At 65.2% G+C, this 23,579-nt stretch carries 19 protein-coding genes; 12 read left to right on the forward strand and 7 right to left on the reverse strand.

The annotated features are described in order from the left end of the window. Positions 1–100: 100 nt before the first annotated feature. From WN72_RS15540 to WN72_RS15555, 4 genes are read left to right on the forward strand one after another with little or no spacing between them, the layout of a single operon-like run. On the forward strand, positions 101–934 hold the full coding sequence (locus tag WN72_RS15540; RefSeq protein ID WP_231164374.1) for a branched-chain amino acid ABC transporter permease: 834 nt from the start codon (positions 101–103) through the stop codon (positions 932–934). Next, entirely contained in the window at positions 934–1,917 is a 984-nt protein-coding gene (locus tag WN72_RS15545; protein WP_027558617.1) for a branched-chain amino acid ABC transporter permease, read from the forward strand. The genes WN72_RS15540 and WN72_RS15545 overlap by 1 nt, the downstream gene beginning before the upstream one ends. Then, the gene (locus WN72_RS15550) at positions 1,914–2,645 is read left to right on the forward strand and encodes an ABC transporter ATP-binding protein (RefSeq protein ID WP_092216921.1); all 732 of its coding nucleotides are present in this window, start codon (positions 1,914–1,916) and stop codon (positions 2,643–2,645) included. The genes WN72_RS15545 and WN72_RS15550 overlap by 4 nt, the downstream gene beginning before the upstream one ends. Then, a complete protein-coding gene (locus WN72_RS15555; protein ID WP_027558619.1) occupies positions 2,629–3,333 on the forward strand; it encodes an ABC transporter ATP-binding protein in 705 nt (234 codons plus the stop codon). Before WN72_RS15550 ends, WN72_RS15555 begins: the two co-directional genes overlap by 17 nt. 181 nt (positions 3,334–3,514) lie before the next feature. On the opposite strand, the gene otnC is transcribed toward WN72_RS15555, so the two are convergent. Beyond that, the gene (gene otnC, locus WN72_RS15560) at positions 3,515–4,201 is read right to left on the reverse strand and encodes a 3-oxo-tetronate 4-phosphate decarboxylase (protein WP_167380891.1); all 687 of its coding nucleotides are present in this window, start codon (positions 4,199–4,201) and stop codon (positions 3,515–3,517) included. A gap of 102 nt (positions 4,202–4,303) precedes the next feature. On the opposite strand from otnC, the gene ltnD reads away from it, so the two are divergent. The 6 genes from ltnD to WN72_RS15590 all read left to right on the forward strand — a co-directional run bounded on the left by ltnD (position 4,304) and on the right by WN72_RS15590 (position 13,752). Next, on the forward strand, positions 4,304–5,221 hold the full coding sequence (ltnD, locus tag WN72_RS15565) for an L-threonate dehydrogenase (protein WP_092216923.1): 918 nt from the start codon (positions 4,304–4,306) through the stop codon (positions 5,219–5,221). Between the two features lie 11 nt (positions 5,222–5,232). Continuing rightward, positions 5,233–6,015 carry a 2-oxo-tetronate isomerase gene (gene otnI, locus WN72_RS15570; protein WP_092216924.1) on the forward strand — a complete coding sequence of 261 codons (783 nt, stop codon included), beginning with the start codon at positions 5,233–5,235 and terminating at the stop codon, positions 6,013–6,015. Beyond that, positions 6,012–7,286, forward strand: coding sequence for a 3-oxo-tetronate kinase (otnK, locus tag WN72_RS15575; protein WP_092216925.1), 1,275 nt, complete (start codon positions 6,012–6,014; stop codon positions 7,284–7,286). Before otnI ends, otnK begins: the two co-directional genes overlap by 4 nt. Positions 7,287–7,451: 165 nt before the next feature. Then, entirely contained in the window at positions 7,452–9,143 is a 1,692-nt protein-coding gene (locus tag WN72_RS15580; RefSeq protein WP_092216926.1) for a methyl-accepting chemotaxis protein, read from the forward strand. Positions 9,144–9,389: 246 nt separating this feature from the next. Then, on the forward strand, positions 9,390–12,569 hold the full coding sequence (locus WN72_RS15585) for an efflux RND transporter permease subunit (protein ID WP_092216927.1): 3,180 nt from the start codon (positions 9,390–9,392) through the stop codon (positions 12,567–12,569). Then, complete coding sequence (locus WN72_RS15590; protein ID WP_027558626.1) at positions 12,556–13,752, forward strand: efflux RND transporter periplasmic adaptor subunit; 1,197 nt, start codon at positions 12,556–12,558, stop codon at positions 13,750–13,752. Before WN72_RS15585 ends, WN72_RS15590 begins: the two co-directional genes overlap by 14 nt. 125 nt (positions 13,753–13,877) lie before the next feature. Here WN72_RS15590 and WN72_RS15595 read toward each other — a convergent pair whose 3' ends face one another. Continuing rightward, positions 13,878–15,392: an acetyl-CoA acetyltransferase gene (locus WN72_RS15595; RefSeq protein WP_092216928.1), complete on the reverse strand. Its 1,515-nt coding sequence runs from the start codon at positions 15,390–15,392 to the stop codon at positions 13,878–13,880. Positions 15,393–15,596: 204 nt separating this feature from the next. Further along, on the reverse strand, positions 15,597–16,730 hold the full coding sequence (locus WN72_RS15600) for a nitronate monooxygenase (protein WP_027558628.1): 1,134 nt from the start codon (positions 16,728–16,730) through the stop codon (positions 15,597–15,599). Between the two features lie 254 nt (positions 16,731–16,984). Here WN72_RS15600 and WN72_RS15605 point away from each other — a divergent pair, with 254 nt between their 5' ends. Then, positions 16,985–18,640 (forward strand): flavin-containing monooxygenase, encoded by a 1,656-nt coding sequence (locus WN72_RS15605; protein WP_092216929.1) that lies wholly within the window; start codon positions 16,985–16,987, stop codon positions 18,638–18,640. A 169-nt stretch (positions 18,641–18,809) separates the two neighbouring features. Continuing rightward, positions 18,810–19,688 carry a glutathione-dependent disulfide-bond oxidoreductase gene (gene yghU, locus WN72_RS15610; RefSeq protein ID WP_027558630.1) on the forward strand — a complete coding sequence of 293 codons (879 nt, stop codon included), beginning with the start codon at positions 18,810–18,812 and terminating at the stop codon, positions 19,686–19,688. A gap of 192 nt (positions 19,689–19,880) precedes the next feature. On the opposite strand, the gene WN72_RS15615 is transcribed toward yghU, so the two are convergent. The 4 genes from WN72_RS15615 to WN72_RS15630 all read right to left on the reverse strand — a co-directional run bounded on the left by WN72_RS15615 (position 19,881) and on the right by WN72_RS15630 (position 23,522). After that, a complete protein-coding gene (locus WN72_RS15615; protein ID WP_092216930.1) occupies positions 19,881–20,498 on the reverse strand; it encodes a flavin reductase family protein in 618 nt (205 codons plus the stop codon). A gap of 150 nt (positions 20,499–20,648) precedes the next feature. Next, positions 20,649–21,926: an acyl-CoA dehydrogenase family protein gene (locus WN72_RS15620; protein ID WP_092216931.1), complete on the reverse strand. Its 1,278-nt coding sequence runs from the start codon at positions 21,924–21,926 to the stop codon at positions 20,649–20,651. Positions 21,927–22,228: 302 nt separating this feature from the next. Next, a complete protein-coding gene (locus WN72_RS15625) occupies positions 22,229–22,609 on the reverse strand; it encodes a VOC family protein (RefSeq protein ID WP_027558633.1) in 381 nt (126 codons plus the stop codon). 133 nt (positions 22,610–22,742) lie between these two features. Then, positions 22,743–23,522: an SDR family NAD(P)-dependent oxidoreductase gene (locus WN72_RS15630; protein ID WP_092216932.1), complete on the reverse strand. Its 780-nt coding sequence runs from the start codon at positions 23,520–23,522 to the stop codon at positions 22,743–22,745. Positions 23,523–23,579: the final 57 nt, after the last annotated feature.

Below are 23,579 nucleotides of genomic sequence, written 5' to 3' on the forward strand. Positions count from 1 at the left end.
ACGCGCGCCGGGGGCGCGCTCCTCAGGATGAGGTCTGAGTGTGGGGGACGATGCAGTGACAGCCCAAGCCATTATCCAGAGTCTCGCGAGCGGTCTTCTCATGGGCCTGCTCTATGGACTGATCGCGGTCGGCCTCGCGCTGATCTTCGGCCTGATGGACGTCGTGAACTTCGCCCATGGCGAGTTCCTGATGATCGCGATGTATGCGAGCTTCTTCCTGTTCGCGTTCTTCGCCATCGACCCCTTGCTGTCGGCGCCGCTGGTCGCCGCGGCGCTGTTCGTGTTCGGGGCGGTGGTCTACCTCCTGATTGTACGCTTCGCCATGCGGGCCAAGGCCAATGCCGGCATGGTGCAGATCTTCTCGACCTTCGGCCTTGCCATCGTCATGCGCGGCCTCGCGCAGTTCTTCTTCACGCCGGACTACCGCAGCATTCCGCAGTCCTGGCTCGGCGGCAAGACGGTGTCGATCGCCGGCATCTTCCTGCCGGAACCGCAGCTGATCGGCGCGCTGGTGTCGATCGCGGCCTTCGCCGGCCTCTACTTCTTCATCCACCGCACCGATTTCGGCCGCGCACTGGAAGCGACGCGTGAAGATCCCGGCGCCGTCGCGCTGGTCGGCATCGACAAGAACCGCGTGTTCGCGCTCGGCTGGGGCCTCGGCGCCGCGCTGGTCGGTCTCGCCGGCGCGATCATGGCGGTATTCTTCTACATCTATCCCGATGTCGGCGCGTCCTTCGCGCTGATCGCCTATGTGACGGTGGCGCTCGGCGGCTTCGGCAGCGTGTTCGGCGCCTTCGCCGGCGGCATCATCGTCGGCCTCGTCGAGGCCACGACCGCCCTGGTGCTGCCGCCCTCGCTGAAATCGGTCGGCATATATGCGGTCTACCTGCTCGTCGTCTTCATCCGGCCGCGCGGCCTGTTCGGGTCGATGTGATGGACAAGAATTTTGCCGCGCGGCGCCGCCGCGACCTCATCATCGCCGCGGTGCTGGCAGCCCTCGCCGCGCTCGCGCCGCTGTTCATCAAGGACGTCTACGTCCAGAACATCCTGATCCTGACCCTGATGTATGCGGCGCTGTCGCAGAGCTGGAACATCCTGTCCGGCTATTGCGGTCAGATCTCGCTGGGCCACGCGCTCTATTTCGGCATCGGCGCCTACACCACGGAGCTCTTGTTCACCAAGTTCGGCGTGCTGCCCTGGTTCGGCATGCTCGCCGGCGGCGTGATCGCGGCGGTCATCGCGATGGGGCTCGGCTATCCCTTCTTCCGCCTGCGCGGCCATTACTTTGTGATTGCGACCATCGTCATCGCCGAGATCGGCCTGCTGCTGTTCCAGAACTGGGAGTGGGCGGGCGCCGCGATGGGCATCACCATTCCGGTGCGCGGCGACAGCTGGCTGAAATTCCAGTTCCTGCGCAGCAAGCTGCCGTACTTCTATTTCGCGCTGGCGCTGTGCAGCCTCGCCTGGTTCGTCACCTGGTGGCTGGAAGACTCCAAATGGGGCTTTTGGTGGCGCGCGGTGAAGGACAATCCGGAAGCTGCCGAAAGCCTCGGCGTCGTCGTGTTCAACTCCAAGATGGGGGCGGCTGCGGTCTCGGCTTTCCTCGTCGCCATCGGCGGCGCCTTCTACGCGCAGTTCCTGGCCTATATCGATCCTGAAAGCGTCATGGGCTTCCAGTTCTCGCTGCTGATGGCGCTGCCGGCCGTGCTCGGCGGCATCGGGACCCTCTGGGGTCCGGTGCTTGGCGCCGCCATCCTGATCCCGATGACGGAGCTGACGCGGTCCTATATCGGCGGTTCCGGCCGCGGTGTTGACCTCATCGTCTATGGTGCGTTGATTGTGGCGATCTCGCTGGCCTTGCCGCAGGGACTCGTCAGCCTGTTCTCCCGCGCAAAAGCGAAGGGAGCCACGCGATGACCGCGCTCCTTGAAACCCGCGGCGTCTGGCAGCGGTTCGGCGGCCTCGTCGCCAACAGCGATGTCTCGATCTCGGTCGGGCGCGGTGAGATCGTCGGCCTGATCGGCCCCAACGGCGCCGGCAAGTCGACGCTGTTCAATCTCATCGCCGGCGTGCTGCCGCCGACGCAAGGCTCGATCTGGTTCGACGGCGAGGACGTCACCCACATGCCGGCGGCCGCGCGCTGCCAACGCGGCGTCGGACGCACCTTCCAGGTGGTCAAGAGTTTTGAGACCATGAGCGTCATCGACAACGTCATCGTCGGTGCGCTCGTGCGCAACACCGTGATGCGCGAGGCGCGCCGCAAGGCGCATGAGGTGCTGGAGTTCACCGGTTTGGCTGCGCGCGCCGACGTGCTCGCGAGCGATCTCGTGCCGGCCGAGAAGCGCCGCCTCGAAGTCGCGCGCGCGCTCGCGACCGAACCGAAACTGCTGCTGCTCGACGAGGTCCTCACCGGTCTCACGCCGACCGAGGCGCAGACTGGCGTGGCGCTGGTGCGCAAGGTGCGCGATGCCGGCATCACCGTCTTGATGGTCGAGCATGTCATGGAGATCGTGATGCCGCTGGTCGACCGCGCCATCGTGCTCGACCTCGGCAAGGTGCTGGTCGAGGGCAAGCCCGCCGATGTCGTCCGCGATCCCAAGGTGATCAGCGCATATCTGGGAGATCGTCATGCTCAGCGTGCATGAAGTCACGACCGCCTATCAGGGCCTGGTCGCGATCTCCGCGGTCTCGATCGAGGTCCAGAAGGGCGAGATCGTTTGCGTTGCCGGCGCCAACGGCGCGGGCAAGTCGACGCTGCTGAAATCCATCGCCGGCGCCGAGCGCCCGCGTTCGGGCACGGTGACGTTCGACGGCAAGCGCCTCGACGGCATGGCGCAGCACCACATCACGGCCACCGGCATTGCCTATGTGCCGGAGAACCGTCGCCTGTTCCCGCGCCTGTCGGTGCGCGACAATCTCCGCCTCGGTAGCTACCTCTATCGCGGCGAGGCGAATCGCGAGGGGCCGCTCGACCTGGTCTTCAACCTGTTTCCGCGTCTTTCCGAGCGTCTCGAGCAACGCGCCGAGACGCTCTCCGGCGGCGAGCAGCAGATGCTCGCGATCGGCCGCGCCCTGATGACGCGTCCGCGGCTGTTGATGCTGGACGAGCCCTCGCAGGGCATCATGCCGAAACTGGTCGACGAGATTTTTCAGGCCGTGAAACGCATCCGCGACGCCGGCATGACCGTTCTGATCGTCGAGCAGCGCATGGCCGAGTGCCTCGAGATCGCCGACCGCGCCTACATCCTGCAAACCGGCCGCGTGCTGATGCAGGGCCCGTCGGCCGAGATCAAGGGCAATCCGGACGTGCGCAAGGCGTATCTGGGGCTGTAGCCGCGGAACGTTGGGCGCGCTGGCGCAACATGTTCGGTGTCATCGCCCGCGAAGGCGGGCGATCCAGTATTCCAGAGACGTCAGAGGAATACGGAGAGGCCGCGGCGTACTGGATTCCCCGCCTTCGCGGGGAATGACAGCGGCGGGGACGCGGCGTTAACCCGCCCATGACACCACGGCGCTAGTGCTCGTGCCCATGCTCCGGCAGGCTCACCCCGAACACCTTCACCAGATCCTTCACCTGCTCCGGCGACAGATACCGCGGGTTCATCCCCCGCAGCAGCAGGTACAGCTTCGCCGTCTCCTCCAGCTCCTCCGTCGCGAACACGGCGGCTTCCAGCGTGTCGCCCGCGACCACCGGGCCGTGATTGGCGAGCAGCACGGATGAGTATTTTCCCGCCAGGCCCTTGATCGCATCCGCCACCGCGGGATCACCGGGGCGGTAATAGGGCACGAGCGCGGTAGCGCCGCATTTCATCAGGTAATACGCGGTCATCGGCGGCAGCGCGGCGCGCGGGTCGATCTCGGGCAGCATCGAGAGCGCGACCGAATGGGTGGAGTGCAGATGCACGATCGCGCGTGCGCTGCCGCGCGTGTCGTAGAGCGCGGTATGCAGCGGAACTTCCTTGGTCGGCGCATCGCCCGATACCAGCCGGCCCTGATCATCCAGCCGGGACAGTTTTGCCGGATCGAGGAAGCCGAGCGAGGCATTGGTCGGGGTTACCAGCCAGCCACCGCCGTCCAGCCTGACGCTGATATTGCCGGAGGAGCCCGGCGTCAGCCCGCGCTCGAACAGGGACCGTCCGAACCGGCAGATCTCCTCACGCAGCCTTGTCTCGTGGCTCGTTTCAGTTCTCATGGCCGTCATGCCCGCTTGTCTCACGCTTTGGCAGCGCGGCCAAGCCGTGTTATTCGGTTGCCAAGTCGCCGCAAAGGGCGGCTATTCGGGAAACGTTCAAGGGTCAGTTGCATGTCTGCCTCCACGTCACAAAATCAGCGCATCGCCGTCATCGGGCTCGGCTCGATGGGATTTGGCATGGCGACCTCGCTGAAGCGCGCCGGCCACACCGTGACCGGCTGCGACGTCTCGGCGGACGTTGTGGCGCGTTTCGTGAAGGACGGCGGCGCGGGCGCCAAGACGCCGGCCGAGGCGGCCAAGGGCGCCGACATCGTCGTCAGCGTGGTCGTCAATGCCGCGCAGACCGAAGCGATCCTGTTCGGCAAGGACGGCGTCGCCGAGACCCTGCCAAAGGACGGCGTCTTCATTTCCTCCGCCACCATGGATCCGGACGTGGCGCGACGCCTCGCAAAGCAGCTCGAGGCGACCGGCCGGCATTATCTGGACGCGCCGATCTCGGGCGGCGCGCAGCGCGCCGCGCAGGGCGAATTGACGATCCTCGCCTCCGGCAGTGCGGCGGCCTTCGCGAAGGCGCGGCCGGCACTCGACGCCATGGCGGCAAAACTCTACGAGCTTGGCGATGCCGCCGGGCAGGGCGCCGCCTTCAAGATGATCAACCAGTTGCTCGCCGGCGTGCACATTGCGGCTGCCTCGGAAGCGATGGCATTCGCGGCCAAGCAGGGCCTCGACATCCGCAAGGTCTACGAGGTGATCACCGCCTCCGCCGGCAATTCCTGGATGTTCGAGAATCGTATGCCGCACGTGCTCGATGGCGATTACACGCCGCGCAGCGCCGTCGAGATTTTCGTGAAGGACCTCGGCATCATCCAGGACATGGCGCGCAGTGCCAGGTTCCCGGTGCCGGTCTCCGCCGCCGCGCTTCAGATGTTCCTGATGACGGCAGCCGCCGGCATGGGCCGCGACGACGACGCCTCGGTGGCGCGCATGTATGCGCAGGTCACCGGCGTCAAGCTTCCCGGCGACAAGTAAGAGGATCTCCAATGCCCCGTTTCGCCGCCAACCTCTCGATGATGTTCACCGAGGTGCCGTTCCTCGACCGCTTCGATGCCGCTGCGCAAGCGGGCTTCACCGCCGTCGAGTTCCTGTTTCCCTACGAGCATCCGGCCGAGGTGGTCGGCGAGCGGCTCAAGCGCAACGGCCTGACCCAGGCACTGTTCAACCTGCCGCCGGGCGACTGGAATGCCGGCGAGAAGGGGTTTGCCGCGCTCCCCGCGCGCTTCAACGATCTCAAGGCGAGCCTCGAGACCGCGCTGCCTTATGCCAAGGCGACCGGCGTCAAGCGGTTGCATTTGATGGCCGGCATCGCCAATCGCGGCGAGCGCGTCGCGATCGAGGCCTTCTACAAATCGGTGGCCTGGGCCGCGGAGTTCTTCGCCCCGCACGGCATCGATATCGTGCTGGAGCCGATCAACTCCCGCAACGTGCCCGGTTACTTCCTCAACGATTTCGGCTTCGCGCGCGATTTGATCCAGGAGCTGCGACTGCCAAATCTGAAGCTCCAGTTCGACATCTATCACTGCCAGATCATCCATGGCGACGTCACCATGCGGCTGCGCGAGATGATGCCGATCATCGGCCATATCCAGATCGCCAGCATCCCCTCGCGCAACGAGCCCGACGGCGAGGAGCTGAACTATCCGTTCCTGTTCGAGGAGCTCGACCGGCTCGGCTATCCCGGCTTCGTCGGCTGCGAATACAATCCGCGCGGCAAGACCACCGATGGCCTCGCCTGGTTCAAGCCTTACGCTGGAGTGAAGCCGTGACGCTTTCGCTTGGCTGCATCGCCGACGACTATACTGGCGCCTCCGATCTCGCCAACACGTTGACGCGCGCGGGCCTGCGGACCGTCCAGACCATCGGCATTCCCGCCGACGACCTCGCGCTCCCCGATGTCGATGCCGTCGTGGTGTCGCTGAAGAGCCGCTCGATCGAGGCTGGCCTTGCCGTATCGCGCTCGCGTGCGGCGGAGGCATGGCTGCGGGGCCGCGGCGCGAGCCATGTGCTGTTCAAGATCTGCTCGACCTTCGATTCCACCGATGCCGGCAATATCGGCCCGGTGATGGATGCCTTACGCGCCGATGGCGGCGAGGGCGTCGTGCTGGTGACGCCGGCCTTTCCCGAGACCGGCCGCACCGTCTACCAGGGCAACCTCTTTGTCGGCGCGGTGCCGCTGAACGAGAGCCCGCTGAAGGACCATCCGCTCAACCCCATGCACGATTCCAACCTGGTGCGCGTGCTGGCGCGCCAGAGCCGGACCCAAATCGGCCTCGTCGATCTCGCCACCGTGACGCGCGGCGCGGATGCCGTGCGGGCGCGGCTGGCCGAGCTCGCGGGCAAGGGCATTGGGGCAGCGATCATCGACGCCGTGTTCGACCGTGACCTCGAGACCATCGGCCTCGTCGCCGCCGGACATCGGCTGTCGGTCGGCGCCTCCGGCATCGGCCTTGGGCTGGCGCGGGCGCTGGTGTCGACCGGCAAGGTCAAATCGGCAGCGACGAGCGCAGAGGCCGGTGCCGCGGTCGGCGGACCGGCGGCCTGCCTTGCCGGAAGCTGCTCGCAGGCGACGCTTCGGCAGATCGCGAATGCCGAAAAGGTCATGCCCGTGCTTCATCTCGATCCGGACCGTATTCTTACGGGAGCGGGCGAGGCGCAGCGTGCGCTGGACTGGGCAAGGCCGCGACTGGCCGAAGGTCCGGTGCTGATCGCATCGAGCTCGACACCCGATCAGGTCGCCGCGCTTCAGGCGCGTCACGGCCGCGACGCGGCGGGCCATGCGATCGAGCAGGCCATGGCTGATATCGCCGAAAGCCTTGTGAAATCCGGTGTCCGGCGCTTAGTCGTTGCCGGTGGCGAGACATCCGGCGCGGTCGTTGACCGGTTGAGAATTCCCGGGTTTCTCGTGGGAGTGGAAATCGCCGCGGGCGTTCCGGTGCTGCGTGCGGTCGGTGCTGGCGGCGACATGCTGCTCGCGCTGAAGTCCGGAAATTTTGGCGGCGCCGAATTTTTCACGGATGCGCTTAGGCTCATGCGCTGAGCGCAGAGCATTCTTAGCCCCTCATTCATTTCTTTCGGTTTCCGTACTTGTGCGGAGTCGTAGTTAACCACTGCTCAGTTGCCTTGTTGTTGGATATCGGCGCCGCACCGTTTGGTTGATGACCATTTCCGGACGCGCCGCCGCGCCAACGCAAAGAGACCGCTTATGCTCGCCAAGATTTCCATCCGCGCCAAGATCATCAGTGTCGTGGCGTTCCTGCTGGTCGCGATGGCCGGCATGGGCCTGCTCGCCGTCATGAAGATGCGGTCGATGAACGCCAATACGGTCGACATCACCACGAGCTGGATGCCGAGCGTACGGGTGCTGGGCGATCTGCGTGCCGGCGTGATCACCTACCGCAACGTGATCCGTGAGCACATGTTGTCGGAAACGCTGGAAGAGAAGCTCGCGGCCGAGAAGACGCTTGCGACCGTGGTCGAGTCCAACACCAAGTTCCGCAAGACATATGAGGCGTTGATCACCTCGCCGGAGGAGCGCGCGCTCTACGACCAGTGGTCCAGGTCTTGGGAGGCCTACAAGAAGGGTACCCAGGAAGTCATGGCGCTGTCGCGCCAGGAGGCCGGCAAGATCCCCCACGAGGCGCACGAGCTGAACACCAAGACGGTCAACAAGATCGGGCTCGAGGCTGACTCCATCCTGGCCAAGGATATCGAGCTGAACACCAAGGGCGGCGATCAGGCAGCGCAGGACGCGGGCGACAGTTATGCCTCCGCCTTCATGCTGCTTTCGATCATCCTCGGTGCTGCCGTCATCGTCGGCATCGGCGTCGGTTTCTATCTGGTCCAAGACGTCTCCAGCGGCATCAACTCGATCACCTTGCCGATGCAGGCGCTGGGCAAGGGCGACCTCTCCGCCGAGGTCCCGCATCGCGGCGAGAAGACCGAGATCGGCGCCATGGCCGACGTGCTCCAGATCTTCAAGGAGGCGCTGATCGCCAAGAAGGCCGCCGACGAGGCTGCCGCGGCCGACGCCGAGGCCAAGATCGAGCGCGGCCGCCGCGTCGACAACATCACCCGTGAATTCGAATCGATGATCGGCGAGATCGTCCAGACCGTGTCGTCGGCCTCGACCCAGTTGGAGGCCTCCGCTTCGACGCTGACCTCGACCGCCGACCGCTCCCAGCGGCTTGCGACCACGGTTGCCGGAGCTTCGGAGGAAGCCTCGACCAACGTGCAGTCGGTGGCCTCGGCGACCGAGGAGATGGCCTCGTCGGTGGGCGAGATCAGCCGTCAGGTGCAGGAATCGGCGCGGATGGCGGGCGATGCCGTCGGCCAGGCCCGCGCCACCACCGAGCGCGTCAGCGAGCTCTCCAAGGCGGCGTCCCGCATCGGCGACGTCGTCGAGCTGATCAACACCATCGCCGGCCAGACCAACCTCCTGGCGCTCAACGCCACGATCGAGGCGGCGCGCGCGGGTGAAGCCGGCCGCGGCTTCGCCGTGGTGGCGTCCGAAGTGAAGGCGCTGGCCGAGCAGACCGCGAAGGCGACCGGCGAGATCGGCCAGCAGATCTCCGGCATCCAGGCGGCGACCAACGACTCGGTCGGCGCGATCAAGGAGATCTCCTCGACCATCGAGCGCCTCTCGGAGATTTCGTCGGCGATCGCGGCTGCGGTGGAAGAGCAGGGCGCCGCGACCCAGGAGATCGCCCGCAACGTGCAGCAGGCGGCGCAGGGCACCCAGCAGGTTTCGTCGAACATTACCGACGTGCAGCGCGGCGCCACCGAGACCGGCACGGCCTCCTCGCAGGTGCTGTCGGCGGCGCAGATGCTGTCCAACGATTCGAGCCGGCTCAAGACCGAGGTCAGCAAATTCCTGACCAACGTCCGCGCTGCCTGAGGCGCGAGGCCGTGGAAATCCTGGAAGCGGCGCCCGCGGGCGCCGCTTTTTTACGTCGGGGTAAGCCGTTTCGATCTTCTTCCGGGCGAGCGCTGCATATCTGGAATGCGATTTCGCTGTGCGATAGCAGGGAAGTGACCGCCTCGTAACGCGCCGTGGTTAGCCATTTCGGCGGTGTTCAGGTAAATCAGCGCTAGGAACCGTAGGGGCGTGTTCCCGTGTCCCCTGATTTGGAATTACCTGAGAATGATTGCTCTGGTCCGTATTGCCCTGAGCCGACCCTACACGTTTGTCGTGCTCGCGCTCCTGCTGCTCATCATCGGGCCGCTGGCGGCGCTGCGGACGCCGACCGACATCTTCCCTGATATCCGCATCCCCGTGATCGGTGTGGTCTGGCAGTACACCGGCCTGCCGCCCGACCAGATGTCCGGCCGCATCACGACGCCGTTCCAGCGCGCGCTGACGACGACGGTCAACGACATCGAGCACATCACCGCCAACTCCTATAACGGCTTCGGCATCATCAAGATCTTCTTCCAGCCGAACGTCGACATCCGCACCGCCAACGCGCAGGTCACCGCGATCTCGCAGACGCTGCTCAAGCAGATGCCGCCGGGCGCGACGCCGCCCCTGATCCTGAACTATTCCGCCTCGACCGTGCCGATCATCCAGGTGGCGCTGTCGGGCGAGGGCCTCACCGAGCAGAACCTTGCCGACATCGGCATCAACCAGCTCCGCACGCCGCTGGTCACCGTGCCGGGCGCGGCGATCCCCTATCCGTTCGGCGGCAAGCAGCGCCAGGTCCAGATCGACCTCGATCCCACCGCGCTCCAGGCCCGCGGCCTGTCCGGCCAGGACGTCGCCAATGCGCTCGCAGCCCAGAACCTGATCACGCCGGTCGGCACCCAGAAGATCGGCCAGTTCGAGTACAACATCCAGCTCAACAACTCGCCGCTGAAGATCGACGAGCTCGGCAATCTGCCGATCCGCACCGTGAACGGTGCGATGGTCTATGTCCGCGACGTCGCGACCGTGCGCGACGGCAATCCGCCGCAGACCAACATCGTCCATGTCGACGGCAACCGCTCCGTGCTGATGATGGTGCTGAAGGCGGGCGCGACCTCGACGCTCGATATCATCGCCGGCATCAAGCAGAAGGTGATCGAGGTCAAGGATCAGCTGCCGGATGCGCTGAAGATCGGCTTCATCGGCGACCAGTCGGTGTTTGTCCGCGGCGCGATCGAGGGCGTCGCCTTCGAAGGCGTGATCGCCGCGCTGCTCACCAGCGTCATGATCCTGTTGTTCCTCGGTAGCTGGCGCTCGACCATCATCATCGCGGTGTCGATCCCACTCTCCGTTCTCGGCGCCATCATCATGCTGTCGGCGATCGGCGAGACGCTGAACATCATGACGCTCGGCGGTCTTGCGCTCGCGGTCGGCATCCTCGTCGACGACGCCACCGTGACGATCGAGAACATCAACTACCATCTGGAGCAGGGCAAGCCGGTCGAGCAGTCGATCCTCGACGGCGCCAACCAGATCGTGACGCCGGCCTTCGTCTCGCTGCTCTGCATCTGCATCGTGTTCGTGCCGATGTTCTTCCTCACCGGCGTCGCGCGCTTCCTGTTCGTGCCGATGGCGGAAGCGGTGATGTTCGCGATGATCTGGTCGTTCATCCTGTCGCGCACGCTGGTGCCGACCATGGCGAACTACCTTCTGCAGGCGCATGTCCATCATGAGGGCGAGCCGCCGAAATCGCGCAATCCGTTCGTCTGGTTTCAGCGTGGTTTCGAGAAACGGTTCGAGCGCATTCGCGGCGGCTATCATGATTTCCTTGGCCTTGCGCTGGCGCACCGCGCGGTGTTCGTGATCGGCTTCCTCTGCGTGGTCGGCGCCTCCTTCGCGCTGGTGCCGTTCCTCGGCCGCAACTTCTTCCCGGCCGTCGATGCCGGCAACATCCTGATGCATGTTCGCACGCAAGTGGGCACCCGCGTCGAGGAGACCGCCAACCAGCTCGCCGACGTGCAGAAGGCGGTGCGCAAGCTGATCCCTGGCGAGATCGAGACCATGACCGACAACATCGGCATGCCGATCTCCGGCATCAACATGACCTACAACAACACCGGCGTGATCGGCCCGCAGGACGGCGACATCCAGATCAAGCTCAAGGAAGGCCACAAGCCGACCGAGGAGCACGTGAAGGTTCTGCGCGAGCAGCTGCCGCGGCTGTTCCCCGGCGTCAGCTTCGCGTTCCTGCCCGCCGACATCGTCAGCCAGATCCTGAATTTCGGCGCGCCGGCACCGATCGACCTGCAGATCCGCGGCGCCAATCTCGCCGCCAACTTCGTCTACGCCAACAACCTGCTGGCCAAGGTCCGCAAGATCCCGGGCGTTGCGGACGCGCGCATCCAGCAATCGCCGAACAACCCGACCTTCAACATCGATGTCGACCGCACCCGCGCGCAATATGTTGGCCTGACCGAACGCGACGTCACCAACAGCCTCGTGGTCAACCTCGCCGGCTCCTCGCAGGTCGCGCCCACCTACTATCTCAACCCCGATAACGGCGTGTCCTACTCGATCGTGATGCAGACGCCGCAATACCAGATTGACTCGCTCAGCGCGCTGCAGACGTTGCCGATCACGGCAGCAGGCAATTCGCAGTCGCCGATCCTCGGCGGCATCGCCGACATCAAGCGCTCGACCTCGAGCGCGGTGGTCTCGCAATACGACATCCAGTCGATGGTGCAGATCTTCGCGACGACCTCGGGTCGCGATCTCGGGGCGGTCGCCGCCGACATCCGCAAGGTGATCGCCGACACCGCCAAGGACGTGCCGAAGGGCTCGTCCGTGGTGCTGCTAGGCCAGGTGCAGACCATGAACAGCGCCTTCACCGGCCTGTTGTTCGGCCTGCTCGGCGCCGTCGTGCTGATCTACTTCCTGATCGTCGTGAACTTCCAGTCTTGGTCCGATCCGTTCGTGATCATCACCGCGCTGCCGGCCGCGCTCGCCGGCATCGTCTGGATGCTGTTCATGACGGAGACGACGCTGTCGGTGCCGGCGCTGACAGGCGCGATCATGTGCATGGGCGTTGCGACCGCCAACAGCGTGCTGGTGATCTCCTTCGCTCGCGAGCGCTACGAGGAACTCGGCGATCCCGTCGCGGCCGCGCTCGAAGCAGGCTTCGTCCGGTTCCGCCCGGTGCTGATGACCGCGCTGGCCATGATCATCGGCATGGCACCGATGGCCTTAGGGCTGGGCGAGGGCGGCGAGCAGAATGCGCCACTTGGCCGCGCCGTGATCGGCGGCCTGATCTTTGCAACTTTCGCCACGCTGATGTTTGTTCCCGTGGTGTTCAGTATGGTACACAAGAAACAAGGCGCCAAAGCCGCCGCCTCATCGGAGACCCCGCATGTCGCCCACTGAACCTCGCTCCCCGGTGTCGCACCGGAAACTGGGCATCTTCGGCGTGGTGGCGCTGATCGCGGCAGGCCTCGCCGTCGGCACCGGTATCCGGGCCCGCGAGGAGCAGGGCTCCAAGCTGAAGGAATGGACCGACGACCAGGCCGTCCCCAGCGTTGCAGTGACCCTGCCCAACGCCAAGTCCCTCAATGCGACCATCGATCTGCCGGGCCGGCTGGAGGCCTATTACCGCGCTCCGATCTTCGCCCGTGTCCAAGGTTATCTGAAGAGCTGGAGCGCCGACATCGGCGCCCGCGTCAAGGCAGGGCAGGTGATCGCCGAGATCGAGGCGCCGGACCTCGACCAGCAGCTGCTCCAGGCCCGCGCCGACCTCGCCAGCCAGCAGGCCAGCGCCAGGCTGTCGGAGGCGACGCTGAACCGGCGCAAGACCTTGGTCGCTTCCAACTTCGTCTCCGCGCAGGAGATCGACGAGCGTACCGCCGACCTCTCCAACAAGAACGCCGCGGTCAAGTCGGGCCAGGCCAATGTCGAGCGGCTCGAAGCGCTCGCCGGCTACAAGAAGATCACGGTGCCGTTCGACGGCGTGGTGACCTCGCGCGACACCGACGTCGGCGCGCTGATCAATGCCGGCGGCGGCTCGGGTCCGGCGATGTTCGTGGTGTCCGACATCACCAAGCTGCGCGTCTATGTCAACGTGCCCCAGAACTACGTGCCGGCGATCAAGATCGGCGCCAAGGCCACCATCGCGCTGCCGGAGTATCCGAACCGGACCTTCCAGGCGACGGTGGAAGCCTCATCCCAAGCGGTTGATGTTGCTTCGGGCACCACGCGCATGCAGCTCGGCCTCGACAACTCCTCCGGCGAACTGATGCCCGGCGGCTATGCCAGCGTGAAGCTGAACCTCCAGCGCGACACCGCGCCGCTCAGCATCCCCGCCAGCGCCCTGATCTTCAACGGCAGCGGATTGCGGGTTGCGACCGTCGGTGCCGACGACAAGGTGCTGTTCAAGACCGTGACCATCGCCCGCGACCTCGGCCGCGAGATCGAGCTCGCCTCGGGCATTGCCCCTGATGACCGCGTCATCACCGCTCCGCCGGACGGCCTCTCCGACGGCGATGCGGTGCGGGTCGTGGGCGCCGGCGGCAAGCCGGCCACGGCGTCGGAGAAGCAGCAGCCGAAGAGCTAGGCGCGGTCTCATACCCCGGACGCCGGTCTCGTAGGGTGGGCAAAGCGAAGCGTGCCCACCATTTCATGTGATCCGGAAAGATTGGTGGGCACGGCGCAAGTGCGCCTTTGCCCGCCCTACAAGACCTACGCCACCCGCCACTCCGGCACGCCATCCGCGGCTATCGTGATTTCGCCAATCGAACCCACCGGCGTGCGATCCATGTTCAGCAGATGGGTCAGCGTCGCGCTATCGCTCGCCGGAATCCGCGCCAGCGTGCGCCGGTCGTCTTCCGTCCGCAGCATCACCACGCCATGCTCGACCTCGCCGCCGCGGCCGTAGAGCACCGTAAAGCTCTCGACCTTGCCCTTGCCTGAGGCCTCCGTCACGAACTCCGGCACCGCGCGCTTGTTGCGATCGGCTTCGCCTTGCACGCTCGTCTCCTGCGCCAGCGCCTCGCGCGGCGGCGCCTTCGACACCACCAGCGCGTGGTGCTTGGTGACGAAGCCGCCCTGGCCATAGAGCAGGCCGAGACTGGCGCCATCACGCACCCGCCGCACCATCGCGCAGGCGGCATGCGTCATATAGGTGTTGAGCGGCGCGCCGAAGAAGGTGAGGCCACCGGTCACGGTCGGCTGGACGTCGTCGGAAAGACCCAGCGTCCGCCGTGCCATCTTGGGCACGCAGGGGAAGCAGCTGTAGAGCTCGATCGCGTCGAACTTCTTGCCGTCGCCACCAGCGAGGTCCATCACGCTCCCGAGCACCGCATTCTGCGGATGGCTCTCGTAAAACTGGTCGCGCAAGAGATAGTCGCGCGGTTCTTCCGCGGAGGCGCCGCCGAGCGGATAGACCAGCTTGTCTTCCGCGACGCCTGCCGCGCGCGCCTTGGCAAGGCTGGTGAGCAGCAGCGCACCGCCCATGTTGACACTGGGATTGGCCACCATGAGCTTGTTGTAGGGCCACGCGATCAGGCGGTTGTCCGCGGTCGGCGTCGTGATCTCCTCAGGCGCATAGCGCCGCTTCAGCCAGGCATTGGGGTTTTGCGCGGCCGCTTCCGAATAGCGCGACCACAGCGTGCCTGACTCCGCCATCGCCTCGCGCGGCGTCTGGCCCCAATGCGCGGAGGAGGCGGCCTCATAGAACGGATAGACCGTGACGGGCCGGAACACGCCGAGCTTCACCGCTAGCGGCTTCTGGAACGCCGCGCCGCGCTTGGGCTCCTCGACGTCATGCGCAAACGGCGTCCATGGTAGCTTTGCGCCCGCGCGCTCGGCCTTGGTCGCGGTCGACTGCGCCTCCGCGCCGCACACCGCCGCCACGGTGCATTCGCCGCGCGCGATGCGCTTGGCCGCCTCGTGGATGTAACGGATCGGGCTCTCGCCGCCGACCGGGCCGTAATAGCAATGCGCCGGCGAGACGCCGAGGCGCTGCGCCAGCAGCTTTTCCGGATCGCGATAGCGCCAGCTCAGGAAATTGACGACGTCGAGCGACTGCACCTCACCGAGCAGCCTTGCGCCGGCATCAGTTTCTGCGCGTCGCAATGCCTGTTCGAGGAGATCGAGCGGCTCGAGGCCTTCGGTGATTTCTTTCGGGCGGTCGACGATCTCGCCGATGCCGACGATGACGGGGATGCGCTCTTCGGGAGTAAGGGAATTGGTCATTTCTTCTTGCTTTACGTTTCGGATCTTGGGCACGCCGTCGCCCTTCGTGGCTCGCTGCGCGGCGCTACGCACCGCGCGGCTCGCACCTCAGGGTGACGGCTACGGGGACAGCGTCATCCTGAGGTGCGAGGTCGGCCGCGCATTTGCGCCGCCGGCCGAGCCTCGAAGGATGGGCCGCGGGCGCTGCTCTGGCCACACACACCATCACTCCGCCACCAGCGCATTCATGTGCTCGACGGCTTCGGCGAAATCTTCCTTGAACTCCTGCACCACGGCGCCTGCCGACTTCACGCTGTCGATCAGTCCCACGCCCTGGCCGACGAAATAGCTGACGAGATCACGCGCCTTCGCATTGCCGCTTGCGGCCGCGCGATCGATCGAATTGAATGCATCGCGGCTGATGATGCTTTGCAGCGGCATCGGCAGCGCGCCCGGGCTTTCCGGCGCGCGGTCCCAGGCATCGGTCCAGACCGAGCGGAGCTGGCGCGCCGGCTTGCCGGTGCGGCCCTTCGAGCGGATCGCATCGCGCGAGGACGCAGCGATCATCTTCTCGCGAAAGATCTCGCTGGTCTCGGCTTCGACGGTCGCGAGCCACACCGAGCCGGTCCATGCGCCCGCGGCGCCCATCGCCATGCAGGCGGCCATCTGCCGCCCCGTCATGATGCCGCCGGCCGCCAGCACTGGTACGTCGCGGATTTTCTTGATCGCCTTGATCACCTCGGGCACCAGCACCATGGTCGAGACTTCGCCGCAATGGCCGCCGGCCTCGGTGCCCTGCACCACGAGGATGTCGACACCGGCCGCGACCTGGCGCAGCGCGTGCTCCTTGGCGCCGACGAGCGCGGCCACAGGCACGCCGTGCGTCTTGCCCATCTCGATCATCGCCTTCGGCGGCACGCCCAGCGCATTCGCGATCAGGCGGATCGGATGATTGAAGGAGACTTCGAGCAGCTCCAGCGCCGTCTTGGCGTCGAACGGCTGCGGCCGGTTGTCGGCGACATCAGTGGTGGTCAGCTCGATATCGTATTTCTTCAGCAGGTCGCGCGTGTAGGCACGGTGCTCCTGCGGCACGCGAGCTTCCAGGCTCTTCCAGGTGACGTCCTTCTCGCCGGCGGTCGAGATGTTTTCGGGGATCAGCACGTCGATGCCATAGGGCTTGCCGTCGACGTGGTCGTCGATCCATTTCAGCTCGCGTTCGAGCGTATCGGGCGTGTGCGCGGTGGCGCCCAACACGCCGAAGCCACCGGCGCGGCTGACAGCGGCAACGACATCACGGCAATGGCTGAAGGCGAGTAGCGGGAACTCGATGCCCAGCATGTCGCAGATCGGCGATTTCATGGCTCTCTCCCGGCGGTCGCCTTCGTTGCTGTTGTTGCTTTGCGCGCGAAGATTGTTTGACGCTAGCCCATTGTTATCAGCGATGCCATGCCGGATTCGGCCGTGCATCTTGCGTGCAGGCGCCGCGCAGTAGATGCACCATTCCGCTCCACAAAATAAGCGGGCCGGGGCTGTCCGATTTGCCTCTTGCGCTTTCGCATCCTTCAGAGAATGCTGGCTCACAACAGCAGAAAACAATCGGGGAGCGCCAAGCGATGTCGTCAGCGCAAGCGAGTCCAGCCCAGGGTGCGGAAGCCTACGACGTGGTCGTCGTCGGTGCAGGCTTTGCCGGCCTGTACATGCTGCACCGGTTGCGCGGGCTCGGCTTCTCGGCACGCGTCTTCGAGCAGGGCGGCGGCGTCGGCGGCACCTGGTACTGGAATCGCTATCCCGGCGCGCGTTGCGACGTCGAGAGCATGCAGTATTCCTACTCCTTCTCCGAGGAGCTCCAGCAGGAATGGGACTGGAGCGAGCGCTACGCGCCGCAACCGGAGATCCTGAAATACGCCAATCACGTCGCCGACCGTTTTGACCTTCGCCGCGACATCCAGTTCAACACCCGCGTCGAGCGCGCCGTGTTCGATGAGCGTGCGAACAGCTGGTCGGTTACGACTTCCGACGGCAGGATCGTTCAGGCGCAGTTCGTCGTGCTCGCCACCGGCTGTCTCTCGAACGCGCGCAAGCCCGACATCAAGGGCCTCGAAAACTTCAGGGGGGCCGTCTATCACACCGGCAACTGGCCGCATGAAGACGTCGACTTCACCGGCCTGCGCGTCGGTCTCATCGGCACGGGATCGTCAGGCATCCAGTCGGCGCCTATCATTGCCGAACAGGCGAAACATCTCACCGTGTTTCAGCGCACCGCGAACTTCTCGATTCCCGCCCGCAACGCCGCGCTCACCGACGAGGAGCGCGATGCGTTCCGCAAGAACTATCCGGAGATCCGCCGCTTCGCCCGCGAGGTCGCCCGCAACGGCATCTATGCCGAGCAGCCCGACCGCGGCGCGCTCGACGATGCCGAGGACGTCAGGCGCGCCAAATACAAGGCGCGGTGGGATCATGGCGGGCTCACCTTCATGTACGTCTACAACAATCTCGGCCTCAATCAGGCCGCGAACGACACCGCCGCCAATTACGTCCGCGGCAAGATCGCCGAAATCGTGACGGACCCTGAGACCGCCAGGCTGCTGCAGCCGAGCAGCCATCCGATCGGCACCAAGCGCATCTGCATCGACACGGATTACTTCAAGACCTTCAACCGGCCGAACGTCTCGCTGGTCGACATCAAGACCAACCCGATTGAGGAGATCACCGCGAACGCGGTCCGTGTCGCAGGACGGGATCACGAGGTCGATGCGCTGGTCATGGCGACTGGCTTCGACGCCATGACGGGGTCTGTGGCGAAGATCGACATCCACGGCCGTGGCGGGCAGACGCTGAACCAGAAATGGGCGGAGGGGCCAAAGACCTATCTCGGGCTGATGAGCGCGGGCTTTCCGAACCTCTTCATCGTCACCGGCCCCGGCAGCCCGTCTGTGCTGTCGAACATGATCGTGTCGATCGAGCAGCATGTCGACTGGATCGCCGACAGCCTTGTCCATATCCGCGGGCAGGGCCTCGCGACGATTGAGGCGGACGGGGACGCCGAGGAGAGATGGGTCGCCCATGTCAACGAGGTCGCCCACGGCACGCTCTATCCGCAGGCCAATTCCTGGTACATGGGGGCGAACATCCCGGGCAAGCCGCGCATCTTCATGCCCTATATCGGCGGCGTCGGCGTCTACCGCCGCATCTGCGACGAGGTCGCAGCGAAGGGATATGAGGGTTTTGTGATGGAGGCGGAACTGCGGCAGCAGGCGGCAGCGTCATAGAGGCTGTCATTCCGGGGCTCGTCCTGCGGGCGCCCCGGAATTGTGTGGGGAGGGCACCTGCCATGACGAAACGTAGAGTTGCCCCGCCGGGCAATGCATTTCGGAGGCCTTGCTATCGGCCATCCGCGGGCTAATTAATGCACGCGCATCTTTTTGCCGGAGCCCCCGCATGACCGACGCCCCCGCCTACGTGCCGCCCAAAGTCTGGACCTGGAACAAGGAGAATGGCGGGCAGTTCGCCAGCATCAACCGGCCCATTGCCGGCCCCACCCACGACAAGGAGCTGCCCATCGGCAAGCATCCCCTCCAGCTCTATTCGCTGGCGACCCCGAACGGGGTGAAGGTCACGGTGATGCTGGAGGAGCTGCTGGCGCTCGGCCACAAGGGCGCCGAATACGACGCCTGGCTGATCAGGATCGGCAACGGCGACCAGTTCGGCAGCGGCTTTGTCGACATCAATCCGAACTCGAAAATCCCGGCGCTGATGGACCGCTCGGGTCCGGAGCCGATCCGCGTGTTCGAATCCGGCTCGATCCTGTTCTACCTCGCCGAGAAATTCGGCGGCGCCTTCCTTCCGAAGGAGATCAAGGCCCGCACTGACACCATGTCCTGGCTGTTCTGGCAGATGGGCAGCGCGCCCTATCTCGGCGGCGGCTTTGGCCATTTCTATGCCTACGCACCGTTCAAGATCGAATACGCCATCGACCGCTTCGCGATGGAGGTGAAGCGGCAGCTCGACGTGCTCGACCGTCGCCTCGCCGACAATGAGTACCTCGCGGGGAAGGAGTACACGATTGCCGACATGGCGGTGTGGCCGTGGTACGGCGCGCTCGCCAAGGGGCTGGTCTACGGCGCCGGCGAATTTTTGTCGGTGCAGGACTACAAGAACGTGCAGCGCTGGACCGACCAGATCGCGCAGCGCCCCGCGGTGAAGCGCGGCCGCATGGTCAACCGTGTCTCCGGCGATCCCTCGAGCCAGCTCCACGAGCGGCACGACGCCAGCGATTTCGAGACGAAGACTCAGGACAAGATCGAGCCGGCGACGTAGGTGCCTTTCTTCACCTCTCCCCGCTTGCGGGGAGAGGTCGAATTCGATCGAAGATCGAATTCGGGTGAGGGGGTACGGGTCTCACTGCGATCTCAGTCTCGTAGGGTGGGCAAAGCGAAGCGTGCCCACCAATCGGCATGATGCGCAAAAAGACGTGGGCACGGCGCTCCGCGCCTTTGCCCACCCTACGCCCTACGATTTCTTCACTCCCTCCGCCGCCGGAAACACCACGCGGTCGTCCGTGCGGCAGTAGCGGTCGGCGAACATGCGGCCGATCGGGTGATAGCGGTCCATGTGCACCCGCATCGCCGTGTCGTCCCACAGCTCGTCGCGGATGTGGAAGTGGATGCCTTCGCCCATGATCAGGCGGCGATCGTCGTTGACGTCGATCAGCTTCCAGAGCTTGCACTCCATCGCCCAGGGCGCGTCGGCAAGCCGCGGCACGGCGATCCTGGTCGAGGGCGCGAGCTTCAGGCCGAGATAATCGGGCTCGCCGATCTCAGGCGGAAAATCGCCGCTGCTCTCGTGCATGGCCCGCGCCAGCGGCTCGTCGGCGAGGTTGACCACGAACTCGCCGGTACGCTGGATGTTGAGAAAGGTGTCCTTGTCCTCGCCATTCGGCTTGCGGTTGGCCGCGAACATGCAGAGCGGCGGATCCTCGCAGAAGGCGTTGAAGAAGCTGAACGGCGCGGCGTTGACCACGCCGGTCGGCCCCACTGACGTCACCCAGGCGATCGGCCGTGGCAGGATGAAGGACGTCAGCACCTTGTAGCGCTCGCGTGGCGTCAGGTCACTGGCGGCGTAGTCCATGGCGGCTCCTGGAGGGGTGCAACTTCGTAGGGTGGGCAAAGCGAAAGCGTGCCCACCACCTGTCGCGTGAGCCGCGATGCTGGGCACGGCGCGCGAAGTGCGCGCCTTTGCCCACCCTACGGCTCTTCCCGAGCGGGGAGAGGCGACGCCTCACGCCATGCTCAGCTCGTGCCGTCCCACCACCATCCAGTGCACCTCGTCCGGACCATCCGCGAAACGCAGGTGCCGCACGTCCTGGTACATCTCCGCGAGCGGGGTCCAGTGCGAGATGCCGGTGGCGCCGTGCATCTGGATCGCCTGGTCGATGATCTTGCAGGCGCGCTCGGGCACCATGGCCTTGACCATGGAGACCCAGACGCGGGCTTCCTTGTTGCCGAGCACGTCCATCGCCTTCGCCGCCTTCAGCACCATCAGCCGCATCGCCTCGATCTCGCAGCGGGCCTGCGCGATGATCTGCATGTTGCCGCCGAGATGGGCGATCTTCTTGCCGAACGCTTCGCGGGTGAGGCCACGCTGCACCATCAGGTCGAGCGCCTTCTCGGCCTTGCCGATGGTGCGCATGCAGTGATGGATGCGGCCCGGCCCGAGACGGAGCTGCGAGATCTCGAAGCCGCGGCCTTCGCCGAGCAGCATGTTCTCCTTCGGCACGCGCACATTGTTGAAGCGCATGTGCATGTGGCCGCGCGGCGCATGGTCCTGGCCGAACACGTACATCGGTCCGAGCACCTCGACGCCGGGCGTGTCGCGCGGCACCAGGATCTGCGACTGCTGCTTGCTCGGCGCCGCATCCGGATTGGTCTTCACCATCACGATGAGGATCTTGCAGCGGGGATCGCCAAGGCCCGAGATGTAATACTTCTCACCGTTGATGACCCATTCGTCGCCGACGAGCTTTGCCGTCGTCGAGATGTTCTTGGCGTCGGAGGAGGCGACGTTCGGCTCGGTCATGACATAGGCCGAGCGGATCTCGCCGTTCATCAGCGGCTTGAGCCACTTCTCCTTCTGCTCCTTGGTGCCGACGCGCTCCAGCACCTCCATGTTGCCAGTGTCGGGCGCCGAGCAGTTCATGGTTTCGGAGGCCAGCGGGCTCTTGCCGAGCTCGGCGGCGATATAGGCGTAGTCGAGATTCTTCAGGCCCTGGCCGGTCTCGTCGTCGGGCAGGAAGAAATTCCAGAGGCCTTCCTGCTTGGCCTTGTTCTTGGCCTTCTCGAGCACCTCGAGCTGCTTCGGCGTGAAGCTCCAGCGATCCTCCTTGCCTTCGCCGGCCTTGGCGAACTCGATCGACATCGGCTCGACGGTGTCGCGGATGAACTTCTTGACGTGATCATAAAGCGGCCGGACCTGGTCCGACATGCGAAGGTCGTTCAGCTCGTCGCCGGGATTGAGCGTGTAGTTGGTGGTGCGGGGAATGTAGGCGTGCTTTGTCATTGTTCCTCCCGAAGGCGCTGAGATCGTGTTGGCCGCAACAATAGTCGCAGCGACGCCAAAGTGCGAGCGCGTATTTTCTCACGCGAGCCATGCCATGTGATGGAATTTCGCGAGGGCGTTTGAAATGTTGTTTGAATGGGAGGCGGGCGAGAGACGGCGGGCGCGTGCGTCACTCTCCGCTGTCATCGCCCGACTTGTTCGGGCGATCCAGTATTCCAGAGACAGCGGTGATTCACAGAGAAGCCGTGGCGTACTGGATGCCCCGGTCAAGCCGGGGCATGACAACAGTGGTTGCCGCTAAATCAATTCGGCATCCGGTGCATCGCGCAGATCTTGTTGCCGTCGAGATCGCGCAAATAGGCGATATAGAGCTTGTTCCCCGCGCCCTCGCGGATGCCGGGCGGATTCTCGATCGGCGTTCCGCCGGCCGCGACGCCGGCGGCGTGCCACTTGTCGACCTGCTCAGGCGAGTTGGCGGCAAAGCCGATGGTGCCGCCGTTCGCACAGGTCGCCGGCTCGCCGTTGATCGGCTTCGTCACCGAGAACACGCCGGTCTTGGTGATGTAGAAGATGCGGTGCCCGTCGACCCTGGCCGGCCGCACCTCGAGTGTGCTCAGTAGGCTGTCGTAGAACGCCTTGGCCTTGTCGAGGTCGTTGGTGCCGATCATCACGTGTGAAAACATTTGCCCTGTTCCCCTCTGCGCTTACAAACTCGGAAAACCGTAGGGTGGGCAAAGCGCAGCGTGCCCACCACGACAATGAGAGATGCTTCTGGTGGGCACGGCGCAGGCGCGCCTTTGCACACCCTACGAAATCTCAAAACGCGGTATAGCCGCCGTCGATCACGAACGTATCGGCCGTATGATACGACGACGCCTTGCTCATCAGATACACCGCGATGCCGCCGAAATCGGAGGCCTCGCCGAAGCGCCGCACCGGAATCCGCGGCATCACGTTCGCGACGAACTTTTCGTTGGCCATGAGACCTGATGTCATGTCGCTCTTGATCCAGCCGGGCAGGATCGCATTCGCGGTGACGCCATGGCGGGCGAGCTCGACGCCGAGCGCGCGCACCAGCGCGTTGATGGCGGCCTTGGTCGCGGCATAGTGCTCGTTGCGCGCGGTGCCGAAGATCGAAGCGAGGCTCGAGGTCGCCACCAGCCGGCCAAAGGGATCGCCGGCATTGGCGCGGTCGGTCATGTGCCTTGCGGCGGCCTGGAAAGCGTGGAACACGCCGTCGAGATTGGTCGCGAACATCGTGCGCCATTCGTCCTCGGTGCGCTCGATGAAAGACCTGCGGCCGCCGCCGCCGATGCCGGCATTGGCGAAGCAGCCGTCGACCCGGCCAAACGTGTCGAGCGTTGCCTTCATCGCGGCGTTGACCGAGGCGGGATCGGTGACGTCGCAGACGCGGCTATCGACCTTGCCTGATAGCCCCGCCATGCTCGCGGCAGCGGCCTTGTTCTTGTCAGCATTGCGGCCCCAGATCGAGACGTTACAGCCCTGGCCGGCGAGGGCCTGCGCGATGCCGAGCCCGATGCCGCCATTGCCGCCGGTGATCACGGCGACGCGTCCGGTGAGGTCGAAAATGTTCATGGCGCGTTTCCTGTTCTTGATATGAGGCGCATCAGCCGCTGCGCACAAGATTGCTTG

Source organism: Bradyrhizobium arachidis (assembly GCF_015291705.1).
Classification (GTDB): domain Bacteria; phylum Pseudomonadota; class Alphaproteobacteria; order Rhizobiales; family Xanthobacteraceae; genus Bradyrhizobium; species Bradyrhizobium arachidis.

Excerpts from the sequence above, each read along its gene's own strand:
- WN72_RS15600 (WP_027558628.1), bottom strand. The coding sequence starts at position 16,730 with ATGAAATCGCCGATCTGCGACATGCTGGGCATCGAGTTCCCGCTACTC.
- WN72_RS15580 (WP_092216926.1), top strand. The coding sequence starts at position 7,452 with ATGCTCGCCAAGATTTCCATCCGCGCCAAGATCATCAGTGTCGTGGCG.
- WN72_RS15620 (WP_092216931.1), bottom strand. The coding sequence starts at position 21,926 with ATGACAAAGCACGCCTACATTCCCCGCACCACCAACTACACGCTCAAT.
- yghU (WP_027558630.1), top strand. The coding sequence starts at position 18,810 with ATGACCGACGCCCCCGCCTACGTGCCGCCCAAAGTCTGGACCTGGAAC.
- otnC (WP_167380891.1), bottom strand. The coding sequence starts at position 4,201 with ATGACGGCCATGAGAACTGAAACGAGCCACGAGACAAGGCTGCGTGAG.
- WN72_RS15555 (WP_027558619.1), top strand. The coding sequence starts at position 2,629 with ATGCTCAGCGTGCATGAAGTCACGACCGCCTATCAGGGCCTGGTCGCG.
- WN72_RS15550 (WP_092216921.1), top strand. The coding sequence starts at position 1,914 with ATGACCGCGCTCCTTGAAACCCGCGGCGTCTGGCAGCGGTTCGGCGGC.
- WN72_RS15595 (WP_092216928.1), bottom strand. The coding sequence starts at position 15,392 with ATGACCAATTCCCTTACTCCCGAAGAGCGCATCCCCGTCATCGTCGGC.
- ltnD (WP_092216923.1), top strand. The coding sequence starts at position 4,304 with ATGTCTGCCTCCACGTCACAAAATCAGCGCATCGCCGTCATCGGGCTC.
- WN72_RS15585 (WP_092216927.1), top strand. The coding sequence starts at position 9,390 with ATGATTGCTCTGGTCCGTATTGCCCTGAGCCGACCCTACACGTTTGTC.
- WN72_RS15590 (WP_027558626.1), top strand. The coding sequence starts at position 12,556 with ATGTCGCCCACTGAACCTCGCTCCCCGGTGTCGCACCGGAAACTGGGC.
- WN72_RS15605 (WP_092216929.1), top strand. The coding sequence starts at position 16,985 with ATGTCGTCAGCGCAAGCGAGTCCAGCCCAGGGTGCGGAAGCCTACGAC.
- WN72_RS15625 (WP_027558633.1), bottom strand. The coding sequence starts at position 22,609 with ATGTTTTCACACGTGATGATCGGCACCAACGACCTCGACAAGGCCAAG.
- WN72_RS15545 (WP_027558617.1), top strand. The coding sequence starts at position 934 with ATGGACAAGAATTTTGCCGCGCGGCGCCGCCGCGACCTCATCATCGCC.
- WN72_RS15540 (WP_231164374.1), top strand. The coding sequence starts at position 101 with ATGGGCCTGCTCTATGGACTGATCGCGGTCGGCCTCGCGCTGATCTTC.
- WN72_RS15630 (WP_092216932.1), bottom strand. The coding sequence starts at position 23,522 with ATGAACATTTTCGACCTCACCGGACGCGTCGCCGTGATCACCGGCGGC.
- WN72_RS15615 (WP_092216930.1), bottom strand. The coding sequence starts at position 20,498 with ATGGACTACGCCGCCAGTGACCTGACGCCACGCGAGCGCTACAAGGTG.
- otnI (WP_092216924.1), top strand. The coding sequence starts at position 5,233 with ATGCCCCGTTTCGCCGCCAACCTCTCGATGATGTTCACCGAGGTGCCG.